The following is a 19,156-nucleotide window of genomic DNA, read 5'->3' on the forward strand; positions in this document are numbered from 1 at the left end:
GGAGAACAATAATGAGTCAACAATCATCTGACCCGGCAACCCTACGCCTGCCGTTTAAAGAAAAACTCGCTTACGGGATGGGCGATCTCGGCTCTAACATCCTGCTGGATATCGGCACGCTGTACCTGCTGAAGTTCTACACCGACGTGCTGGGTCTGCCCGGCACCTATGGCGGTATTATTTTCCTGATCGCTAAGTTCTTTACCGCCTTTACCGACATGGGTACCGGGATCATGCTCGACTCGCGGCGCAAAATTGGCCCCAAAGGCAAGTTCCGTCCGTTTGTGCTCTATGCGGCATTTCCGGTCACGCTGCTGGCCATCGCCAATTTTGTCGGCACGCCGTTTGAAATCACCGGCAAAACGGTGATGGCGACGGTGCTGTTCATGCTGTACGGCCTGTTCTTCAGCATGATGAACTGCTCCTACGGGGCCATGGTGCCCGCCATTACCAAAAACCCGGATGAGCGTGCGTCGCTGGCCGCCTGGCGTCAGGGCGGTGCCACGCTGGGTCTGCTGCTCTGTACCGTCGGGTTTGTGCCGGTAATGAACCTGATTGAAGGCAATGACCAGCTGGGTTACATCTTTGCCGCTACCCTCTTCTCGCTGTTCGGGCTGTTCTTTATGTGGTGGTGCTATAAGGGCGTGACCGAGCGTTACGTCGAGGCGCAGCCCGCCAGTGCGACGCATAAGCCCGGGCTGCTGCAGTCGTTTCGCGCCATCGCCGGTAACCGCCCGCTGTTTATTCTGTGCATCGCTAATCTATGCACGTTAGGGGCGTTCAACGTCAAACTGGCTATCCAGGTTTACTACACGCAGTATGTGCTCAACGACCCGATCCTGTTGTCGTATATGGGTTTCTTCAGCATGGGCTGCATTTTCATCGGCGTATTTATGATGCCCGGTGCGGTGCGTCGCTTCGGCAAGAAGAAAGTCTATATCACTGGACTCCTGATCTGGGTAGCAGGCGATCTCCTTAACTATTTCTATGGCGGCGGCTCGGTGAGCTTTGTCGCATTCTCCTGCCTGGCGTTCTTCGGATCGGCGTTTGTGAACAGCCTGAACTGGGCGCTGGTCTCCGACACGGTGGAGTATGGCGAATGGCGTACCGGCGTACGTTCGGAAGGAACGGTCTATACCGGATTCACCTTCTTCCGTAAGGTGTCCCAGGCGCTGGCGGGCTTCTTCCCGGGGATTATGCTCACGCAAATTGGCTATGTACCGAACGTGGTGCAGTCTACGGGAACGGTTGAAGGCCTGCGGCAGTTGATTTTCATCTACCCCAGTATTCTGGCGGTGATCACCATTGTAGCGATGGGATGCTTCTATAACCTTAACGAGACCATGTATATGCGCATCGTTAAGGAGATAGAGCTGCGTAAGCATCCGGCCTGAATAACTTGAGATAGCGCTCTTCAGGGCGCTATGAGGATCGACTATGAACCGCCTCCCTGATCCGTTGACCCTAAAACTAAGCCTGCGCGAAAAATGTGCCTATGGGATGGGCGATTTTGGCTCTAACCTCATGCTCTGTATTGGCACGCTCTATTTGCTAAAGTTTTACACCGATGAGTTAGGTATGCCTGCATTTTACGGCGGGATTATCTTCCTGGTCGCAAAGTTTTTCACGGCGTTTACCGATATGCTGACCGGGGTAGTGCTGGACTCCCGACGTCATATCGGCGCGAGGGGAAAGTTCCGGCCATTCATTCTGTATGCCTCCGTGCCGGTGGCGCTGGTTGCCACGGCGCAGTTTATGGCCAACGATTTTAGCCTGACGGTGAAAACAGCCCTCGCCACCGTGCTCTTTATGATGTTCGGCCTGTGCTATAGCCTGATGAACTGCTCTTACGGCGCAATGGTACCGGCCATGACCAAAAATCCGAACGAGCGGGCGCAGCTTGCGGCATGGCGCCAGGGCGGCGCGACGGTGGGGCTGTTACTCTGCACCGTCGGCTTTATGCCCATTCAGGCGCTGTTCGTCAGCCAGCCCTCCCTCGGCTATCTGGTGGCCGCGCTGGTGTTTGTCACCGGCGGCTTATTCTGCATGTGGTGGTGCTACAGCGGCGTAAAAGAGCGGTATGTCGAGATCTCGCCCGATCACCATAAGCCCGGCATCCTGAAGTCCTTCTGCGCTATCTTCCGCAACCCACCGCTGCTGGTGCTGTGCATCGCGAACCTCTGCACCCTGGCGGCGTTTAACATCAAGCTGGCGATTCAGGTCTATTACACCCAGTACGTGCTCAACGATCTGCATTTGCTGTCGTGGATGGGCTTTTTCAGCATGGGGTGCATTCTGATTGGCGTGTTTCTGGTGCCCGGTGCGGTGAAGCGTTTTGGCAAGAAGCCGGTCTATCTGGGCGGGCTGGCGCTGTGGGCGGTGGGCGATGTGCTGAACTTCTTCTGGGGAACCAGCTCGCTGCTGTTCGTGCTCTTTTCCTGCATGGCCTTTTTCGGCACTGCCTTTGTGAATAGCCTGAACTGGGCCCTGGTACCGGATACCGTAGACTATGGCGAGTGGAAAACAGGTATCCGTGCAGAGGGGTCGGTCTATACGGGTTATACATTCTCACGCAAAATCTCTGCCGCGCTTGCCGGTTTCCTGCCGGGCATCATGCTGACGGAAATTGGTTATATTCCGAATGCCGTGCAAAGCGCCACCACGCTATTAGGCTTGCGCCAGCTGATATTCCTCTGGCCTTGCGCCCTGGCGATCATGGCTGCCGTTATCATGGGGCTTTTCTATAAGCTCAGTGAACAGCGTTTCGCCTCTATTATCGCTGAGATTGCGCAGCGCAAAACATCCGCTTCCTCCGCCAGAGAGACCGAAGACAGAGAGAACACTCCTGCCAGCATTGCATAAAAAAAGCCGCTGATATTCAGCGGCTTTTATCGTCATGCGAAAAACAGATTACGCGTCGCGAGGACCACGCATCGCACGTTTACGGTCGTTCTCGGTCAGGTGACGTTTACGGATACGGACAGAGGTCGGGGTGACTTCTACCAGTTCGTCGTCATCGATGAACTCCAGCGCCTGCTCCAGGGACATCTTGATCGGCGGAACCAGAACCGTTGCTTCGTCGGTACCCGACGCACGCATGTTGGTCAGTTTCTTACCGGTCAGGCAGTTCACGGTCAGGTCGTTAGAACGGCTGTGAATACCGATGATCTGGCCTTCATACACTTCAGCACCGTGACCCAGGAAGAGCTTACCGCGATCCTGCAGGCTGAACAGCGCGAACGCGACGGCTTTGCCCTGGCCGTTGGAGATCAGCACGCCGTTGTTACGCTGGCCGATTTCGCCCGGACGCACGTCGTCGTAGTGGCTGAAGGTGGAGTACAGCAGACCAGTACCAGAGGTCATGGTCATGAACTCGGTACGGAAACCGATCAGGCCACGTGCCGGGATCAGGTAGTCCAGACGAATACGGCCTTTGCCGTCAGGGATCATGTCTTTGACATCGCCCTTACGCTCGCCCATTGCCTGCATAACCGAGCCCTGATGCTGCTCTTCGATATCCAGGGTCACGTTCTCGAACGGCTCCTGCATACGACCATCGATCATACGGTTGATAACTTTCGGACGGGAAACCGCCAGCTCAAAGCCTTCACGACGCATGTTTTCGATCAGAACTGACAGGTGCAGCTCGCCACGACCGGATACGCGGAATGCGTCCGCATCTTCAGTCTCTTCTACGCGCAGCGCCACGTTGTGCACCAGCTCTTTGTTCAGACGGTCAAGGATCTGACGCGAGGTCACAAACTTACCTTCTTTACCGCAGAACGGTGAGGTGTTGACGTTGAAGAACATGGTTACGGTCGGCTCATCAACGGAGAGTGCCGGCAGCGCTTCGACGTTTTGCGGATCGCAAAGGGTGTCGGAGATGTTCAGCTCGCCCAGACCGGTGATCGCGATGATATCGCCCGCTTCAGCTTCGGTGGATTCAATACGCTCCAGACCGAGGTGGGTCAGTACTTTACCCACTTTACCGTTGCGTGTTTTACCTTCGCTGTCGATCAGGGTGATCTGCTGGTTCGGCTTAACCTTACCGCGCTTGATACGACCGATGCCGATAACGCCAACGTAGTTGTTGTAGTCCAGCTGAGAGATCTGCATCTGGAACGGACCGTCAAGGTCAACGTTCGGTGCCGGAACGTGGTCAACGATCGCCTGATACAGCGGGGTCATGTCTTCCGCCATGTCAGTGTGGTCGTTACCCGCGATACCCATCAGTGCAGATGCATAGATGATCGGGAAGTCCAGCTGCTCGTCGGTGGCGTCGAGGTTAACGAACAGATCGAAGACCTGATCCACAACCCAGTCAGGACGCGCGCCCGGACGGTCAACCTTGTTGATAACGACAATTGGCTTCAGGCCGTGCGCAAACGCTTTTTTGGTTACAAAGCGGGTCTGCGGCATTGGGCCGTCCATAGCATCGACCACCAGCAGTACGGAGTCTACCATGGACATGACACGTTCAACTTCACCACCGAAGTCGGCGTGACCCGGGGTATCAACGATGTTGATACGGTAGTCATTCCATTTAATAGCGGTGTTTTTCGCGAGGATGGTAATCCCACGCTCTTTCTCCAAATCGTTGGAGTCCATCACGCGTTCGGTAGTCTCAGCACGCTCGCTGAAGGTACCAGACTGCTGCAGCAGCTTGTCAACCAGGGTCGTTTTACCATGGTCAACGTGCGCAATGATGGCGATGTTACGCAAATTTTCGATCACAACTTTGCCTCAGGCATTAGAAATAGCGCGTTATTGTACACGTATTAATCGCAGTACAGAACAGGATCACAAAGAACCTTTACAAACAATATAGAAAGTAGGGCTTTGTGATCGGTTTCACGAAGCGGTAGAGAGCCGCCTTAATGTAAATTGCACCAATACAGTGCACTACGATCGCGCATATGCACTATATTGATGCAAGATAACCATTATGGTGCAGCCCTTTTGCACTATGACGTGCATGATAGCGCCTTTTGGGGGTGTTTTAAAAGTTGGCACAGATTTCGCTTTATCTTAGGCAAGGCGATTGTGCCACTTATAAAGTGTAGAACCTCGTTACCACGACGACCAAAAATTCCGGGAGAGTTAAGTATGTCCGCTGAACACGTTTTGACGATGCTGAACGAACATGAAGTGAAGTTTATCGATCTGCGCTTCACTGATACCAAAGGTAAAGAGCAGCATGTCACTATCCCAGCCCATCAGGTTAACGCTGACTTCTTTGAAGAAGGCAAAATGTTTGATGGTTCTTCGATTGGTGGCTGGAAAGGCATCAACGAATCCGACATGGTGCTGATGCCGGACGCCTCTACCGCAGTTATTGATCCGTTCTTCGAAGAGACTACCCTGATCATCCGTTGCGATATTCTTGAGCCAGGCACGCTGCAGGGCTACGATCGCGACCCGCGCTCTATCGCGAAACGCGCTGAAGAGTACCTGCGCTCCACCGGCATCGCAGACACCGTTCTGTTCGGGCCAGAGCCAGAGTTCTTCCTGTTTGACGACGTTCGCTTTGGTGCCAACATTTCCGGTTCCCACGTGGCTATCGACGATATCGAAGGCGCATGGAACACCTCCACCAAATACGAAGGTGGTAACAAAGGTCACCGTCCGGCGGTGAAAGGCGGTTACTTCCCGGTTCCGCCGGTTGACTCCTCTCAGGACATCCGCTCTACCATGTGTCTGGTGATGGAAGAGATGGGCCTGGTCGTTGAAGCGCACCACCACGAAGTAGCGACCGCAGGTCAGAACGAAGTGGCGACCCGCTTCAACACCATGACCAAAAAAGCGGACGAAATTCAGATCTACAAATATGTCGTGCACAACGTCGCGCACCGCTTCGGCAAAACCGCGACCTTTATGCCAAAACCAATGTTTGGCGATAACGGTTCCGGTATGCACTGCCACATGTCTCTGTCCAAGAACGGCACTAACCTGTTCTCTGGCGACAAATATGCTGGCCTGTCTGAAGAAGCCCTGTACTACATTGGCGGCGTAATCAAACACGCTAAAGCGATCAACGCCCTGGCGAACCCGACCACTAACTCCTACAAGCGTCTGGTCCCGGGTTACGAAGCACCGGTTATGCTGGCCTACTCTGCGCGTAACCGCTCTGCCTCTATCCGTATTCCAGTTGTAACCTCGCCGAAAGCGCGCCGTATCGAAGTGCGCTTCCCGGACCCGGCGGCTAACCCGTACCTGTGCTTCGCTGCCCTGCTGATGGCGGGTCTTGACGGTATCAAGAACAAGATCCACCCGGGCGAAGCCATGGACAAAAACCTGTACGACCTGCCGCCGGAAGAGGCGAAAGAAGTTCCGCAGGTTGCTGGCTCCCTCGAAGAGGCCCTGCAGGCGCTTGATGCAGACCGCGAGTTCCTGACCGCAGGCGGCGTGTTCACTAACGACGCGATCGATGCCTACATCGCCCTGCGTATCGAAGAGAATGACCGCGTTCGTATGACGCCGCACCCGGTTGAGTTCGAACTCTACTACAGCGTTTAATTTGAAGTTGTTTTAAGTTGCCGTGGAAACTTTAGCCCATCCCAGGATGGGCTTTTTTCTCCGCCAACGGCCTGATAATACGCGCTTTTTAAGTATAAAAAGCTATAATGCACTAAAACAGTGCAACTCATTTCAGGAGACTGCTTAATGGCAACTGGCACGCTGCCCGATGCTGGGCAGATCCTCAACGCTTTGATCAACAGCATCCTGCTGGTTGATGACGAGCTGGCGATTCACTACGCGAACCCTGCCGCTCAACAGCTGCTGGCACAAAGCTCACGCAAGCTGTTTGGTACACCTCTTCCGGAGCTGCTGAGCTATTTCTCCCTGAACGTCGCCCTGATGCAGGAGAGCCTGGAGGCCGGACAAGGCTTTACCGATAACGAAGTCACTCTGGTGATCGATGCCCGCTCGCACATTCTCTCCGTCACGGCACAACGACTGCCTGAGGGGCTGATCCTGCTGGAGATGGCACCAATGGATAACCAGCGACGCCTGAGCCAGGAGCAGCTTCAGCAGGCCCAGCAGGTCGCCGCACGCGATCTGGTACGTGGCCTCGCCCATGAGATTAAAAATCCGTTGGGCGGCCTGCGCGGCGCGGCGCAACTGCTGAGCAAAGCGCTGCCCGATCCGGCGCTAACCGAATACACCAACGTCATTATTGAGCAGGCGGACCGGCTGCGTAACCTGGTGGATCGCCTGCTGGGGCCGCAACATCCAGGCATGCACGTGACCGAGAGCATTCACAAAGTCGCGGAGCGCGTGGTGAAACTGGTCTCAATGGAGCTGCCGGAGAACGTTACGCTGGTGCGTGATTACGATCCCAGCCTGCCAGAGTTACCGCACGATCCCGACCAGATTGAGCAGGTTCTGCTGAATATCGTACGCAATGCTCTGCAGGCGCTGGGACCAGAAGGCGGCGAAATTACGCTGCGCACCCGTACGGCTTTCCAGCTTACGCTGCACGGCGCACGCTATCGTCTGGCGGCGCGTATTGATATCGAAGATAACGGGCCGGGTATCCCATCGCATCTGCAGGACACGCTGTTTTACCCCATGGTAAGCGGACGCGAAGGTGGCACCGGGCTTGGGCTGTCAATTGCCCGCAGTTTGATTGATCAACACTCCGGCAAAATTGAATTTACCAGTTGGCCGGGTCATACCGAGTTTTCGGTTTACCTGCCAATTAAAAAATAAAGGTGACGATGATGCAACGAGGGATAGCATGGATTGTTGATGACGATAGTTCCATCCGCTGGGTGCTTGAACGCGCCCTTGCCGGTGCCGGCTTGAGTTGTACAACGTTTGAGAGTGGGAATGAGGTGCTCGATGCGCTGACCACTAAAACCCCGGACGTGCTGCTGTCGGATATCCGCATGCCAGGCATGGACGGCCTGGCACTGCTGAAGCAGATCAAACAGCGGCATCCCATGCTCCCGGTCATCATTATGACCGCGCACTCCGATCTCGATGCGGCCGTCAGCGCTTACCAGCAGGGAGCGTTTGATTACCTGCCTAAACCGTTCGATATCGACGAGGCGGTGGCGCTGGTTGAGCGAGCTATCAGCCACTATCAGGAGCAGCAGCAGCCGCGTAACGTGCAGGATTTTGGCCCGACCGCGGACATCATCGGCGAAGCGCCCGCCATGCAGGATGTGTTTCGCATCATTGGCCGCCTCTCCCGCTCGTCGATTAGCGTACTGATCAACGGCGAGTCCGGAACCGGTAAAGAGCTGGTTGCCCACGCGCTGCATCGCCATAGCCCCCGCGTTAAAGCGCCCTTTATCGCCCTCAACATGGCCGCTATCCCAAAGGATCTCATTGAGTCCGAGCTGTTTGGCCATGAGAAAGGGGCGTTTACCGGCGCGAATACCGTTCGCCAGGGGCGTTTTGAGCAGGCCGACGGCGGGACGCTGTTCCTGGACGAAATTGGCGATATGCCGCTGGACGTGCAGACGCGTCTGCTGCGCGTGCTGGCTGACGGGCAGTTTTACCGCGTCGGCGGTTATGCGCCGGTGAAGGTGGACGTGCGCATCATTGCCGCCACCCACCAGAATCTTGAGCTGCGGGTGCAGGAGGGCAAGTTCCGTGAGGATCTCTTCCATCGCCTGAACGTGATCCGCGTGCATCTCCCGCCCCTGCGTGAGCGGCGGGAAGATATCCCTCGCCTGGCGCGTCACTTTTTACAGGTGGCCGCCCGTGAGCTGGGGGTAGAGGCCAAGCAGCTGCATCCGGAGACCGAGGCGGCGCTGACCCGCGTTGCCTGGCCGGGCAACGTTCGCCAGCTGGAGAACACCTGCCGCTGGCTGACGGTGATGGCCGCGGGTCAGGAGGTGCTGATTCAGGATCTCCCCAGCGAGCTGTTTGAGACAACGGTACCCGACAGCCCGACCCAGACGCTGCCGGACAACTGGGCCACGCTGCTGGCGCAGTGGGCGGATCGCGCCCTGCGTTCCGGTCATCAAAACCTGCTCTCTGAGGCACAGCCGGAGATGGAGCGTACCCTGCTGACCACGGCCCTGCGTCATACTCAGGGACATAAGCAGGAGGCGGCAAGGCTGCTCGGCTGGGGACGCAATACCCTGACGCGCAAGCTGAAAGAGTTAGGGATGGAGTAGCGGGAAAACGCCCGGTAGCGCGATGCTTACCGGGCCTACCGATACCGCTCTATTAAATTACGCGGGAAAACTGCTGCAGTCGCGCCTTCTGACGCAGATAGGTGTCAAAGCACATGCAGATATTGCGGATCAGCAGCCGACCTTTCGCCGTTACTTGAATGCCATGCGCATCCACCGCCACCAGCCCGTCTTTTGCCAACGGGGCAAGCAGATTTAAATCTTCCGCAAAGTAGTCGGCGAAATCGAGATCCCACTGTTTTTCTACTGCGCTAAAATCCAGCCTGAAGTTGCAGATCAGCGACTTGATGACGTCCCGGCGGATGCAGTCATCTCTGGTCAGGGCAATGCCCCGCCACAGCGCGTTACCGGTCTCATCCACCTGCTGATAATAGTGCTTCAGCTCTTTTTGGTTCTGCGCGTAGCAGTCGCCAATCATGCTGATAGCCGATACGCCCATGCCTAACAGGTCGCTATCGCCCTGGGTGGTGTACCCCTGGAAGTTGCGGTGCAGCACACCTTCGCGCTGAGCCACGGCCAGCTCGTCATCCGGGCGCGCAAAGTGATCCATCCCGATAAACTGATAGCCCTCCTCGGTGAGCGAGGTAATCGTCTGCTGCAGAATATCCAGCTTCTGCTGCGCCGAAGGCAGATCGGCATCCTTAATCTTCCGCTGCGCGGCAAAGAGCGTTGGCAGGTGCGCATAGTTGAATACGCTCAGCCGATCCGGGTTAAGCTCCCCAACGCGTTTCAGGGTGAAGGCGAAGCTTTCCGGCGTCTGCTTCGGCAGGCCGTAGATCAGATCGATATTGGTCGAGGTGAAGCCGATCTCGCGCGCATGACGTAACAGCGCAAAGATAAACGCCTCATCCTGCTCGCGGTTGACCAGCCGCTGCACCTCTTTGTTGAAGTCCTGTACCCCCATGCTCAGGCGGTTAAAGCCCTCGGCGCGCAGGTGGTCGAGCACGTTCAGCTCAATTTCACGCGGATCGACCTCAATAGAAATCTCAGCGTCGGCGTTAAAATGGAAGTGGTGGCGCAGCAGCCCCATCAGGCGGCTAATTTGCGCTTTGTTGAGATAGGTTGGCGTTCCGCCGCCCCAGTGCAGCTGGCTAACATGGCGACCGGCAAACAGCGGCGCACGGTGGATAATCTCCTGCTCAAGCGCATCGAGATACTGGTCTGCCTTATGCTGCTGGCGGGTGACGATCTTATTGCAGCCGCAGAAGTAGCACAGCCGATGGCAAAATGGGATATGCACGTAGAGCGACAGCGCACGCTCAGGATAGCGGGTCACGGCCTGCTGGAAATCTGCTTCGCCAAAGGTATCGGCGAACTCAAGGGCGGTCGGGTATGAGGTATAGCGCGGCCCAGAATAGTTATATTTCTGGATCAGGGCCAGATCCCAGTCGATTAACTGCGAAGACATGCTCACTCCTTCGGGTAGCGTCGCTGACGACGACGACGGCCTGGCCTGCCCCCATGACGAAGTGCAAGCCGGTTGCGCAGCCACTTTTGTCGCTGCGACAACCGGCGTAGTTTAACGAATAACCACGCCAGATAACACATAACCGGAAGGGTTATAAGCAGGACGAGCAAGCCCATGCTGTAAAGCGAGTAGTCCAGGGATTAGTTGCCACCTTTGAGCAGGCGCATCATATCCTCTTTTTCCTCTTCCTCTTCTTCGTCTTCATCGTCGTCATAGGAGAGACCGAGCTGCTGCATCAGCGCGTCAATGCGGTCCAGTTTAGCGTCAACCCATGCCTGATCTTCTGCGCTCAGGGTGTCGCCATTCTCCAGACGTTCCAGCAGCGCATCCAGGCGCTCATCAGTTTCCAGCAAATCCAGTTCAGCCTGCGGTGAAAGCATAGGTTTCTCGCTCTTGGGTTTGTGCTGACGGGTGACCGGAGTAGCGGTTACGCCCAACGGTACGGGAGTTTTACTGCCGATACGGGGATCTTTCTGCTGCTTCTGGCCGCGCGAGCCGGATGCGCCATCGCTGCCGGTCGCACGGCTGCCTGCCGCGTTGCCGCGATGCTTTTTATCACGCTTACGGTCGCGTGCTTCTTGATTGATTTCATCGCGCGTTTTGCGGTGCGCTTTTGCGGGGCCTTTGCCACGCGGAGACGATGCGGGTTTATTCATCATAGTTGGTCTTTGAGCCGTTTTATTCAGTATAGAATTGCGGCGGAATCTAGCAGAAAGCAAGCAAAGAAAAAAGGCGACAGAGTAAACTGTCGCCTTTTTTCTTGACCACCCACCCTCAGCGGGTTAACTATTCCGTGTTTGCTTACAACCGACCCTGTTTATCCCTTAGCATGAACGTTCCCTGTTGCGGTCCATTTCCCTGTGTAACACGTCTCCTGACGTTCGCCATCCTGGCTATCCAGCGTCTTCGCCTCCTGGCGCTCCTGACCCCTTTTCCCTAAGTCACGTTCCTCGGCGCTCCTCGCCTTTGCCCGCTACTTTACCGTGTTAGAAAAAAGTAACAAGACGCAAAGTGGCATAAAAAGCTAAATTCAGAAAATTCTAATCAACCATCTATTTGATTTAAATAGAGTTACACCTTTATCAAACCTGCAATTACTCTGAAATATCGCAGACGTAAAGTAGCCAATCTCTTACAAGGTCACTAGCCAGTAAGGTCATGAAAGGGGTATGGCGAGAAAAGCCGCCTTTTTCCTGCGTTCAGGTATAATCCCCCAAAGCTTTACTTATGGAGACGACCGCTTTGACTAATTTGAATTATCAACAGACGCACTTTGTTACCAGTGCGCCTGATATTCGCCACTTACCTGCCGATACCGGAATAGAAGTGGCCTTTGCTGGCCGTTCCAATGCGGGTAAATCGAGCGCCCTGAATACCCTGACGCATCAGAAGAGCCTGGCGCGAACCTCCAAGACGCCGGGTCGTACTCAGCTTATCAACCTGTTTGAGGTCACGGAAGGCAAGCGTCTTGTTGACCTGCCCGGCTACGGCTACGCCGAAGTTCCGGAAGAGATGAAGATCAAATGGCAGCGCGCCTTGGGTGAGTATCTGGAGAAGCGCCAGTGCCTGCAGGGCGTGGTGATCCTGATGGACATCCGCCATCCGTTGAAAGATCTCGATCAGCAGATGATCCAGTGGGCGGTTGAGAGCGAAATTCAGGTGCTGGTGCTGCTGACCAAAGCCGACAAGCTGGCAAGCGGCGCGCGAAAGGCGCAGTTGAATATGGTGCGTGAGGCGGTGCTGGCGTTTAACGGTGACGTCCAGGTTGAGGCGTTCTCATCCCTGAAGAAGCTGGGCGTGGATAAGCTGAAGGCGAAGCTCGATAGCTGGTTTAGCGGTTTGACGCCGGTGACAGAAGCAGACGCCGAAGCGTGATCCAATAAAAAACGCCCCAGTCATTACTGACTGGGGCGGCTAAAATATTCAGCCAAATCCGATTACGTGAAGTAAAAGGTCTGAAAGATAGAACATCTTACCTCTGTACCCTACGTCTTTAACTCTACTCTTTTTTTAGACAGTTACAAACGCTTTTTGTAATTTTTTTTCATTCTTTACATAGGTAATTCTAATGATCATCACAAAAAGCTCTATCTTATGTTGCTTACTTACATAAAACTGCGTCATTACGCCAAAGGCTAGTGCGCCAGATCCCAGTTTTCACCACTGCCCACCTCCACCAGCAACGGAACATCCAGCTGGGTGCTGTTCTCCATCAGCTCATGGATCTTCTGGGAAACCTGCTCCACATCCTCTTTGTGCACTTCAAACACCAGTTCATCGTGAACCTGCATAATCATACGCACGCGCGGCTGCTCCGCCTGTAGCCAGGCATCCACGGCGATCATTGCCCGCTTGATGATATCTGCCGCCGTGCCCTGCATCGGGGCATTGATCGCAGCACGCTCAGCGCCAGCCCGGCGCGCGGCGTTGCTGGATGTGATGTCCGGCAGGTAGAGGCGACGCCCCTCTAACGTTTCAACGTAGCCCTGCTCTTTTGCCTGCGCCCGGGTGCGTTCCATATACTCACGCACGCCCGGATAGCGCTCAAAGTAGAGATCCATATAACGCTGAGACTCTTTGCGCGGGATGTTCAGCTGGCGCGAGAGACCGAAGGCGCTCATGCCGTAGATCAGGCCAAAGTTAATCGCCTTCGCGCTGCGGCGTTGCTCGTTTGATACGCTCTCCAGCGGCATGCCAAATACCTCTGCCGCCGTGGCTCGGTGGATGTCCTGGCCCTCGGCAAAGGCAGAGAGCAGCCCCCGATCGCGAGACAGGTGCGCCATGATGCGCAGCTCAATCTGCGAGTAGTCCGCAGAGACGATGACGTAATCCTCCGGCGCAATAAACGCCTGACGGATGCGCCGTCCCTCGTCGTTACGCACAGGAATATTCTGCAGGTTCGGATCGGTAGATGAGAGTCGTCCCGTTGCGGTGACCGCCTGGTGATAGGAGGTGTGCACGCGCCCGGTTTTAGGGTTGATCATCAGCGGCAGCTTATCGGTATAGGTCGATTTCAGCTTCGACAGGCCACGATGCTCCAGAATAACCTTTGGCAACGGATAGTCCAGCGCCAGCTCTTCCAGCACCTCTTCTGAGGTTGACGGTGCGCCACCCGGCGTCTTCTTCAGCGGCTTGATGCCCTGCTTTTCAAACAGGATAACCTGCAGCTGTTTGGTTGAAGAGAGGTTAAACGCTTCGCCCGCGATCTCATGGGCCTTTTTCTCCAGCTCGGCCAGACGCAGCGTGATTTCGCCGGAGTGCTTGTGCAGCACCGCCGGATCGATCTTCACCCCGTTACGCTCGATGCGGGAGAGCACCGGCACCAGCGGCATTTCGATGTTCTGGAAAATATTCAGCGGGCCCGCATGTTTCTCCAGTTTTGGCCACATCTTGAGATGCAGCTGCAGCGTGACGTCAGCATCTTCCGCCGCATAGTGACCGGCCTCTTCCAGTGCGATCTGGTTAAAGGTCAGCTGGTTTTTACCCTTGCCGGCAATCTGCTCAAAGGTCACGGTCTGGTGCTTCAGCCAGCGAGCGGAGAGGCTGTCCATATCGTGACGTCCAGCGACGCTGTCGAGAATATAGGACTCAAGCATGGTGTCAAAGGCGATGCCACGCAGCTCGATGCCGTAGTTCTGCAAAATGCCGCGATCGAACTTAAGGTTCTGTCCGACCTTCAGTGCTTTTTCATCTTCCAGAAGCGGCTTCAGCAGTTCCAGGACACGATCGCGGGAGAGCTGCTCTGGTGCATCAAGGTAGTCATGTGCAACCGGCACATAGGCCGCCAGACCCGGCTCGGTAGCAAACGACAGGCCCACCAGCTGAGCGCTAACGTTGTCCAGGCTATCCGTTTCCGTATCGAAGGCAAACACCGGCGCTCTCTTCAGTCGCGCAATCCACTCGTTCAGCGTCGGCTCATCCAGAACGGTAACGTAATGCTCTGCGGAGAGCGGTGTCGCAGGTTCATCGTCTTCAACCTCAGCGACAGGTGCCGCCTGCGGCTTCGCGGCCGGTTTCGCGCCTTTACCCTGCAACCAGGTTCCCGCTTCGACATCCGTCGTCCAGCGTTTGAATTCGTATCGTTTAAACAGGCTCAGCAGCTCATCTGCGGCAGGCTGCTGTACCGTCAGCTGTTCGCAGGAGAGATCCAGCTCAACGTCGGTCTTGATGGTCGCCAGCTGATAGGAGAGGCGAGCCACCTCTCTATTCTGCTCCAGCTTCGCCGCCATGGTTTTCGCCCCGCGGAAGCTGAGAGTGGCGATCTTATCGGACTCGTTTAGCAGCGTTTCCAGACCGCCCAGCCCCTGCAGCAGCGCCTGTGCGGTTTTTTCACCCACGCCCGGCACGCCGGGGATGTTATCTGAGGAGTCACCCATCAATGCCAGGAAATCGATGATCAGCTCAGGCGGCACGCCATATTTATTGATCACCTCTTCCGGGCCGAGAATGGTGTTGGTCATGGTGTTAATCAGGGTCACGTTCGGCGTAACCAGCTGGGCCATATCTTTATCGCCAGTGCTAATCAGTACCGGGCGACCCATTTTTTCGGCCTCCAGCGCAAGCGTACCGATAACGTCATCCGCCTCAACGCCAGAAATAGCCATCAGCGGCAGGCCCATCGCTTTTACCATCGCATGCAGCGGCTCGATCTGCGAGCGCAGGTCGTCAGGCATCGGCGGTCGGTGGGATTTATAGTGCTCAAACAGTTCGTCACGGAACGTCTTCCCTTTGGCATCAAACACCACTGCGGCATGCGTGGGCTGATACTGCATGATCAAGCTTCTGAGCATGTTCAGCACCCCGTACATAGCGCCGGTTGGCTCTCCTGCGCTGTTAGTCAGCGGTGGAAACGCGTGGTAAGCGCGATAGAGATAGGAGGAGCCATCAACGAGGATTAGCGGGTTTTCTGGGATCTGAACCATGATATCCGTGCCTGTTTAATAATTTATGGTTAAAGGATGCCACATACCGGACGAAAACTTGAGTTTTTCACGGTAATTCGTGGAAAAGATTTCCGGATCGTCGCGATCGTTCGCATTATTATCCTGTGGATAACTTTGTGCATGCTTTTTTGCTGAAGAAATAATAGACCATGTGAAATTGGCGGGGCTGTTTATTTATCTATTTAAATCATATGAATAGAAAAAGGATCTCGATCCTTATGTCCATTAGGTGACAATTTACTCCATGTGGATATAAGCTTTGCTCCTGATATAGAACCTATAAAAAAGCCGGTCATTGACCGGCTTTCTGATTACTTCTGGCCAACCAGATATTTTACCGTTGCGGCATACTGCTGAACGAAGATATCCATGCTGCTGGCATCCATACCCTGCGGGTTAACCTGGTACTTACCGTTAACAAACATGGCTGGAACACCCTGCAGCTGCAGATCGGCGGCCGCTTTCTCCTGCTGGGCAACCAGGGATTTCACCACAAAGCTGTTCCACGCGGCGTCATAGTCTTCGCCTTTAATACCGGCATCAACAAACACTTTGCGAATATCGGCGACGGAAGTCACGGTCTGGGACTTCTGCACCGCTTCAAACATCGGGGCAGTGATCTTATCTTCTACGCCCAGCGCCATCGCGACAGCCCATGCCTGGGTCAGATCTTTACCCAATGGGCCAAGGAATTCGACGTGATATTTCGTCATTTTAGTGCCTTCCGGCAGCTGCTGTTTCACCGTGTCAGAAACATGCCACACGCGTTCAAAATCGTAGCAGTGCGGGCAGTAGAAGGAGAAGAACTCCAGCACCTGCGGCTCTCCCACCGCCGGTTTATCAAGGGCGATATACTGTTTGCCCTCGGTGAACTGAGCCGCAGATGCGCTAAATGCCAGAATGAGACCTGCAAGCGCCAGCCAAATTTTCTTCATGGTTAATACTCTCCTGAACGTGTCAAATTAATACATCGGCGTAAGTTGCAAAGGCGGTTCTTGCAGAACCTTAACCTGCTCAATAAAGGTCAGAGTTTGCCTGTGCCAATAGTCTTCCCCGGTAAGCCACGGGAAATTTTTGGGGAATGCGGGATCGTCCCAGCGGCGGATCAGCCATGCCAGATAATAAACCATACGCATGGCACGTAAAGGTTCGATGAGCGCGATTTCATCAGTGTTGAACTCGCTAAACTCTTCATAGGCTTCAACGATCGTCTCAAGCTGCATACGCCGCTCGGCCTTATCGCCGTTGAGCAGCATCCACAGATCCTGAACGGCCGGACCGTTACGGGCATCGTCGAGATCGACAAACAGCGGTCCATCACGCCAGAGAATGTTCCCGGCATGGCAGTCGCCGTGCAGGCGCAGCAGATCGAAACGCGTATGCCAGTGCGCCATTACCGCCTCGATAAGCGAATCCGTGGCGTTAAGGAAGGCGGCTTTCAGGCCTGAGGGGATAAGCGTCGACCGTTCAAAGACGTTACGAGGCTCAATCAGGTACTCATTAACGTCGATGGAGGGGCGATGGGTGAAGCGTTTTTTACGCCCGGTTTGATGCAGGCGGCCGAGGTAACGCGCTACCCACTCCATCTGATCCAGGCTATCGGCTTCGAACTGACGACCGCCAAGGCTGGGGAATACGGCATAGTAGTACCCCTGATGCGTCAGCAGCGTCTGGCCGTTGAATTCAAGCGGGGCAGCAACCGGAACCTCATCGTTCATTAGCTCATGGGCGAACTGGTGCTCTTCGCTGATTTGTTCTGCCGACCAGCGCTGCGGACGGTAAAACTTCACCACGTAACGGTGGCGATCTTCATCCTGAAACTGATAGACACGGTTTTCGTAACTGTTGAGCGGGGTAAGACCGGAATCCACCCGGATCCCCTGTTCGAACAGCGCATCCATGATGGTATCCGGGTGTAGCGTCTGGAAAGTAAAAGCGTTGTCGTTCATCCCATCATCCGGAAATTACTACGAATAGTTCAGGATATCATTTCGTAGCGTTTTCCGTTGCACCGCTTACAACCTTTTACTCTTTAATTACACCCCGGGCACGCAGCAGAGCGGTTTTGAAATCCTCTTCATAATCTTTCTGGATCCCGGGAATAACCGCATCCTTTGCCGAGTCGCGCATTTTGAGATGATAGATCAGGATATCGTCAGAAAGATCGGTTAGCTCACCGTCATAGCCTGACTCCTGCGCCAATTTTTGCAAGAATTGCATCAGGTTAAGCTCGGGCTCTTTTTGCCAGGCGGGCTGGAGGAGTTCAATTACTTCGTTCAGACGTTTACATTTCATGGCCAGTGCTCCTTACTCTTGAGAGAGACACGTTAGCAGGGTCAAACCCACAATAAAAGAGGCGATATTGGTGAATAGTGGACTAGACATTACGGGCGTCGTGCTGGCTGGCGGCAGAGCGTCGCGTATGGGCGGAGAAGACAAAGGATTATTGCTGCTCAACGGCATTCCGCTCTGGCAGCACGTCGCTGACAGTCTGGCTAAACAGGTAGACCGTGTCGTACTGAGCGCTAACCGCAATCTCGATCGCTATCGGGCAAGCGGCCTGGTCGTTATTGAAGATACGCTGGAGAACTTCCCCGGCCCGTTGGCCGGTATGCTGGCCGTGATGCATCAGACGGCAGCCGACTGGTTTCTGTTCTGTCCGTGCGATACACCGGGCATACCGTCCGATCTGGCAGCACGGCTAGCCTCTGAGCGTAAAGACGCGCCGGTAGTATGGGTGACGGACGGCGAACGCGATCATCCCACCGTTGCGCTAGTTCATCGCCAGGTGATCCCACCGCTTGCGGCTTATCTGGCCGCCGGTGAACGGCGGGTGATGCTGTTTATGCGCCAGGTCGGAGGTCATGCCGTGGACTTTAGCGATTGCCGGTCGGCATTTATCAATATCAATACGCCGGACGATCTCATCGCCAGACAGGAGAAATAATGAAGCCGATCCTCGCCATTGCCGCATGGAGCGGTACAGGTAAAACTACGCTGCTTAAGCGTCTGATCCCTGCTCTCTGTGAACGGGGTATTCGTCCGGGCCTGATTAAGCATACGCATCACAATATGGATGTCGATAAGCCCGGCAAGGATAGCTATGAGTTACGTAAGGCGGGTGCAGCACAAACCCTCGTCGCCAGCCAGCAGCGGTGGGCCCTAATGACCGAAACGCCGGATGAAGCGCCGTTAGACTTAGCATTTCTGGCCAGCAGAATGGATCACACGAAATTAGATCTGGTTCTGGTAGAGGGGTTTAAACATGAGCCGGTGGCGAAGATCCTACTTTTTCGCACAGATACCGGGCATCGGATAGAGGAGCTGGCGATTGACGATCGTGTTATTGCGATCGCCAGTGACGTTGTGATTGACGCTGCCGTTCCGGTGTTAGATTTGAATGACGTGCCAAATATTGCCGATTTTATCGTGCAGTGGTTAAAGCGTCAGAGTAAGTAAGGTAGGACAGGCGTCATTTGTAGGCCCGGTAAGCGCAGCGCCACCGGGCGTTCAGTCAGCAACACAACGCAAAAAGGCCATCCTTTCGGATGGCCTTCTGCTTGTTTGATGCCTGGCAGTTCCCTACTCTCGCA

Annotated in this window: 16 protein-coding genes; 8 read left to right on the top strand and 8 right to left on the bottom strand. The window is 55.0% G+C overall.

From position 1 onward, the window contains the following. Positions 1–11: 11 nt before the first annotated feature. Complete coding sequence (locus tag WFN61_RS19295) at positions 12–1,394, top strand: MFS transporter (protein ID WP_312235413.1); 1,383 nt, start codon at positions 12–14, stop codon at positions 1,392–1,394. Positions 1,395–1,437: 43 nt separating this feature from the next. Continuing rightward, entirely contained in the window at positions 1,438–2,862 is a 1,425-nt protein-coding gene (locus WFN61_RS19300; protein WP_312235414.1) for an MFS transporter, read from the top strand. A gap of 48 nt (positions 2,863–2,910) precedes the next feature. On the opposite strand, the gene typA is transcribed toward WFN61_RS19300, so the two are convergent. After that, positions 2,911–4,734: a ribosome-dependent GTPase TypA gene (gene typA, locus WFN61_RS19305; protein ID WP_144818915.1), complete on the bottom strand. Its 1,824-nt coding sequence runs from the start codon at positions 4,732–4,734 to the stop codon at positions 2,911–2,913. 372 nt (positions 4,735–5,106) lie between these two features. On the opposite strand from typA, the gene glnA reads away from it, so the two are divergent. The 3 genes from glnA to glnG all read left to right on the top strand — a co-directional run bounded on the left by glnA (position 5,107) and on the right by glnG (position 9,134). Further along, on the top strand, positions 5,107–6,516 hold the full coding sequence (gene glnA, locus WFN61_RS19310; protein WP_144818917.1) for a glutamate--ammonia ligase: 1,410 nt from the start codon (positions 5,107–5,109) through the stop codon (positions 6,514–6,516). 147 nt (positions 6,517–6,663) lie between these two features. Beyond that, the gene (gene glnL, locus WFN61_RS19315) at positions 6,664–7,713 is read left to right on the top strand and encodes a nitrogen regulation protein NR(II) (protein ID WP_042394460.1); all 1,050 of its coding nucleotides are present in this window, start codon (positions 6,664–6,666) and stop codon (positions 7,711–7,713) included. Between the two features lie 11 nt (positions 7,714–7,724). Continuing rightward, a complete protein-coding gene (glnG, locus tag WFN61_RS19320) occupies positions 7,725–9,134 on the top strand; it encodes a nitrogen regulation protein NR(I) (protein ID WP_144818919.1) in 1,410 nt (469 codons plus the stop codon). Positions 9,135–9,186: 52 nt separating this feature from the next. On the opposite strand, the gene hemN is transcribed toward glnG, so the two are convergent. Both hemN and yihI read right to left on the bottom strand, forming a co-directional pair. Continuing rightward, positions 9,187–10,560, bottom strand: a complete 1,374-nt coding sequence (gene hemN, locus WFN61_RS19325; protein WP_313574937.1) for an oxygen-independent coproporphyrinogen III oxidase — start codon at positions 10,558–10,560, stop codon at positions 9,187–9,189. A gap of 200 nt (positions 10,561–10,760) precedes the next feature. Then, the gene (gene yihI, locus WFN61_RS19330; protein WP_222890681.1) at positions 10,761–11,276 is read right to left on the bottom strand and encodes a Der GTPase-activating protein YihI; all 516 of its coding nucleotides are present in this window, start codon (positions 11,274–11,276) and stop codon (positions 10,761–10,763) included. A gap of 586 nt (positions 11,277–11,862) precedes the next feature. Here yihI and yihA point away from each other — a divergent pair. Further along, positions 11,863–12,495, top strand: a complete 633-nt coding sequence (gene yihA / locus WFN61_RS19335) for a ribosome biogenesis GTP-binding protein YihA/YsxC (RefSeq protein ID WP_186370587.1) — start codon at positions 11,863–11,865, stop codon at positions 12,493–12,495. 48 nt (positions 12,496–12,543) lie between these two features. Here yihA and WFN61_RS21000 read toward each other — a convergent pair whose 3' ends face one another. From WFN61_RS21000 to WFN61_RS19355, 5 genes are all read right to left on the bottom strand, one after another. Continuing rightward, entirely contained in the window at positions 12,544–12,591 is a 48-nt protein-coding gene (locus tag WFN61_RS21000) for a spot 42 RNA, inhibition of DNA synthesis (protein ID WP_071892919.1), read from the bottom strand. A gap of 164 nt (positions 12,592–12,755) precedes the next feature. Then, the gene (gene polA / locus WFN61_RS19340; RefSeq protein ID WP_337039107.1) at positions 12,756–15,542 is read right to left on the bottom strand and encodes a DNA polymerase I; all 2,787 of its coding nucleotides are present in this window, start codon (positions 15,540–15,542) and stop codon (positions 12,756–12,758) included. A 332-nt stretch (positions 15,543–15,874) separates the two neighbouring features. Further along, entirely contained in the window at positions 15,875–16,498 is a 624-nt protein-coding gene (dsbA, locus tag WFN61_RS19345) for a thiol:disulfide interchange protein DsbA (protein WP_144818927.1), read from the bottom strand. 27 nt (positions 16,499–16,525) lie between these two features. Continuing rightward, on the bottom strand, positions 16,526–17,512 hold the full coding sequence (locus WFN61_RS19350) for a serine/threonine protein kinase (protein ID WP_144818929.1): 987 nt from the start codon (positions 17,510–17,512) through the stop codon (positions 16,526–16,528). A gap of 76 nt (positions 17,513–17,588) precedes the next feature. After that, positions 17,589–17,858, bottom strand: a complete 270-nt coding sequence (locus tag WFN61_RS19355) for a YihD family protein (RefSeq protein ID WP_042394445.1) — start codon at positions 17,856–17,858, stop codon at positions 17,589–17,591. A 70-nt stretch (positions 17,859–17,928) separates the two neighbouring features. On the opposite strand from WFN61_RS19355, the gene mobA reads away from it, so the two are divergent. Both mobA and mobB read left to right on the top strand, forming a co-directional pair. Beyond that, the gene (gene mobA, locus WFN61_RS19360) at positions 17,929–18,510 is read left to right on the top strand and encodes a molybdenum cofactor guanylyltransferase MobA (protein WP_312283114.1); all 582 of its coding nucleotides are present in this window, start codon (positions 17,929–17,931) and stop codon (positions 18,508–18,510) included. After that, positions 18,510–19,022, top strand: a complete 513-nt coding sequence (mobB, locus tag WFN61_RS19365; RefSeq protein WP_312283113.1) for a molybdopterin-guanine dinucleotide biosynthesis protein MobB — start codon at positions 18,510–18,512, stop codon at positions 19,020–19,022. The genes mobA and mobB overlap by 1 nt, the downstream gene beginning before the upstream one ends. Positions 19,023–19,156: the final 134 nt, after the last annotated feature.

The organism is Pseudescherichia sp. AS216, from assembly GCF_037152055.1.
Lineage (GTDB): Bacteria > Pseudomonadota > Gammaproteobacteria > Enterobacterales > Enterobacteriaceae > Pseudescherichia.

What these genes read in the sequence shown, in the direction of transcription:
- WFN61_RS19295 (WP_312235413.1), top strand. Translation starts at nt 12, where the DNA reads ATGAGTCAACAATCATCTGACCCGGCAACCCTACGCCTGCCGTTTAAA.
- WFN61_RS19300 (WP_312235414.1), top strand. Translation starts at nt 1,438, where the DNA reads ATGAACCGCCTCCCTGATCCGTTGACCCTAAAACTAAGCCTGCGCGAA.
- glnA (WP_144818917.1), top strand. Translation starts at nt 5,107, where the DNA reads ATGTCCGCTGAACACGTTTTGACGATGCTGAACGAACATGAAGTGAAG.
- glnL (WP_042394460.1), top strand. Translation starts at nt 6,664, where the DNA reads ATGGCAACTGGCACGCTGCCCGATGCTGGGCAGATCCTCAACGCTTTG.
- glnG (WP_144818919.1), top strand. Translation starts at nt 7,725, where the DNA reads ATGCAACGAGGGATAGCATGGATTGTTGATGACGATAGTTCCATCCGC.
- hemN (WP_313574937.1), bottom strand. Translation starts at nt 10,560, where the DNA reads ATGTCTTCGCAGTTAATCGACTGGGATCTGGCCCTGATCCAGAAATAT.
- yihI (WP_222890681.1), bottom strand. Translation starts at nt 11,276, where the DNA reads ATGAATAAACCCGCATCGTCTCCGCGTGGCAAAGGCCCCGCAAAAGCG.
- polA (WP_337039107.1), bottom strand. Translation starts at nt 15,542, where the DNA reads ATGGTTCAGATCCCAGAAAACCCGCTAATCCTCGTTGATGGCTCCTCC.
- dsbA (WP_144818927.1), bottom strand. Translation starts at nt 16,498, where the DNA reads ATGAAGAAAATTTGGCTGGCGCTTGCAGGTCTCATTCTGGCATTTAGC.
- WFN61_RS19350 (WP_144818929.1), bottom strand. Translation starts at nt 17,512, where the DNA reads ATGAACGACAACGCTTTTACTTTCCAGACGCTACACCCGGATACCATC.
- WFN61_RS19355 (WP_042394445.1), bottom strand. Translation starts at nt 17,858, where the DNA reads ATGAAATGTAAACGTCTGAACGAAGTAATTGAACTCCTCCAGCCCGCC.
- mobB (WP_312283113.1), top strand. Translation starts at nt 18,510, where the DNA reads ATGAAGCCGATCCTCGCCATTGCCGCATGGAGCGGTACAGGTAAAACT.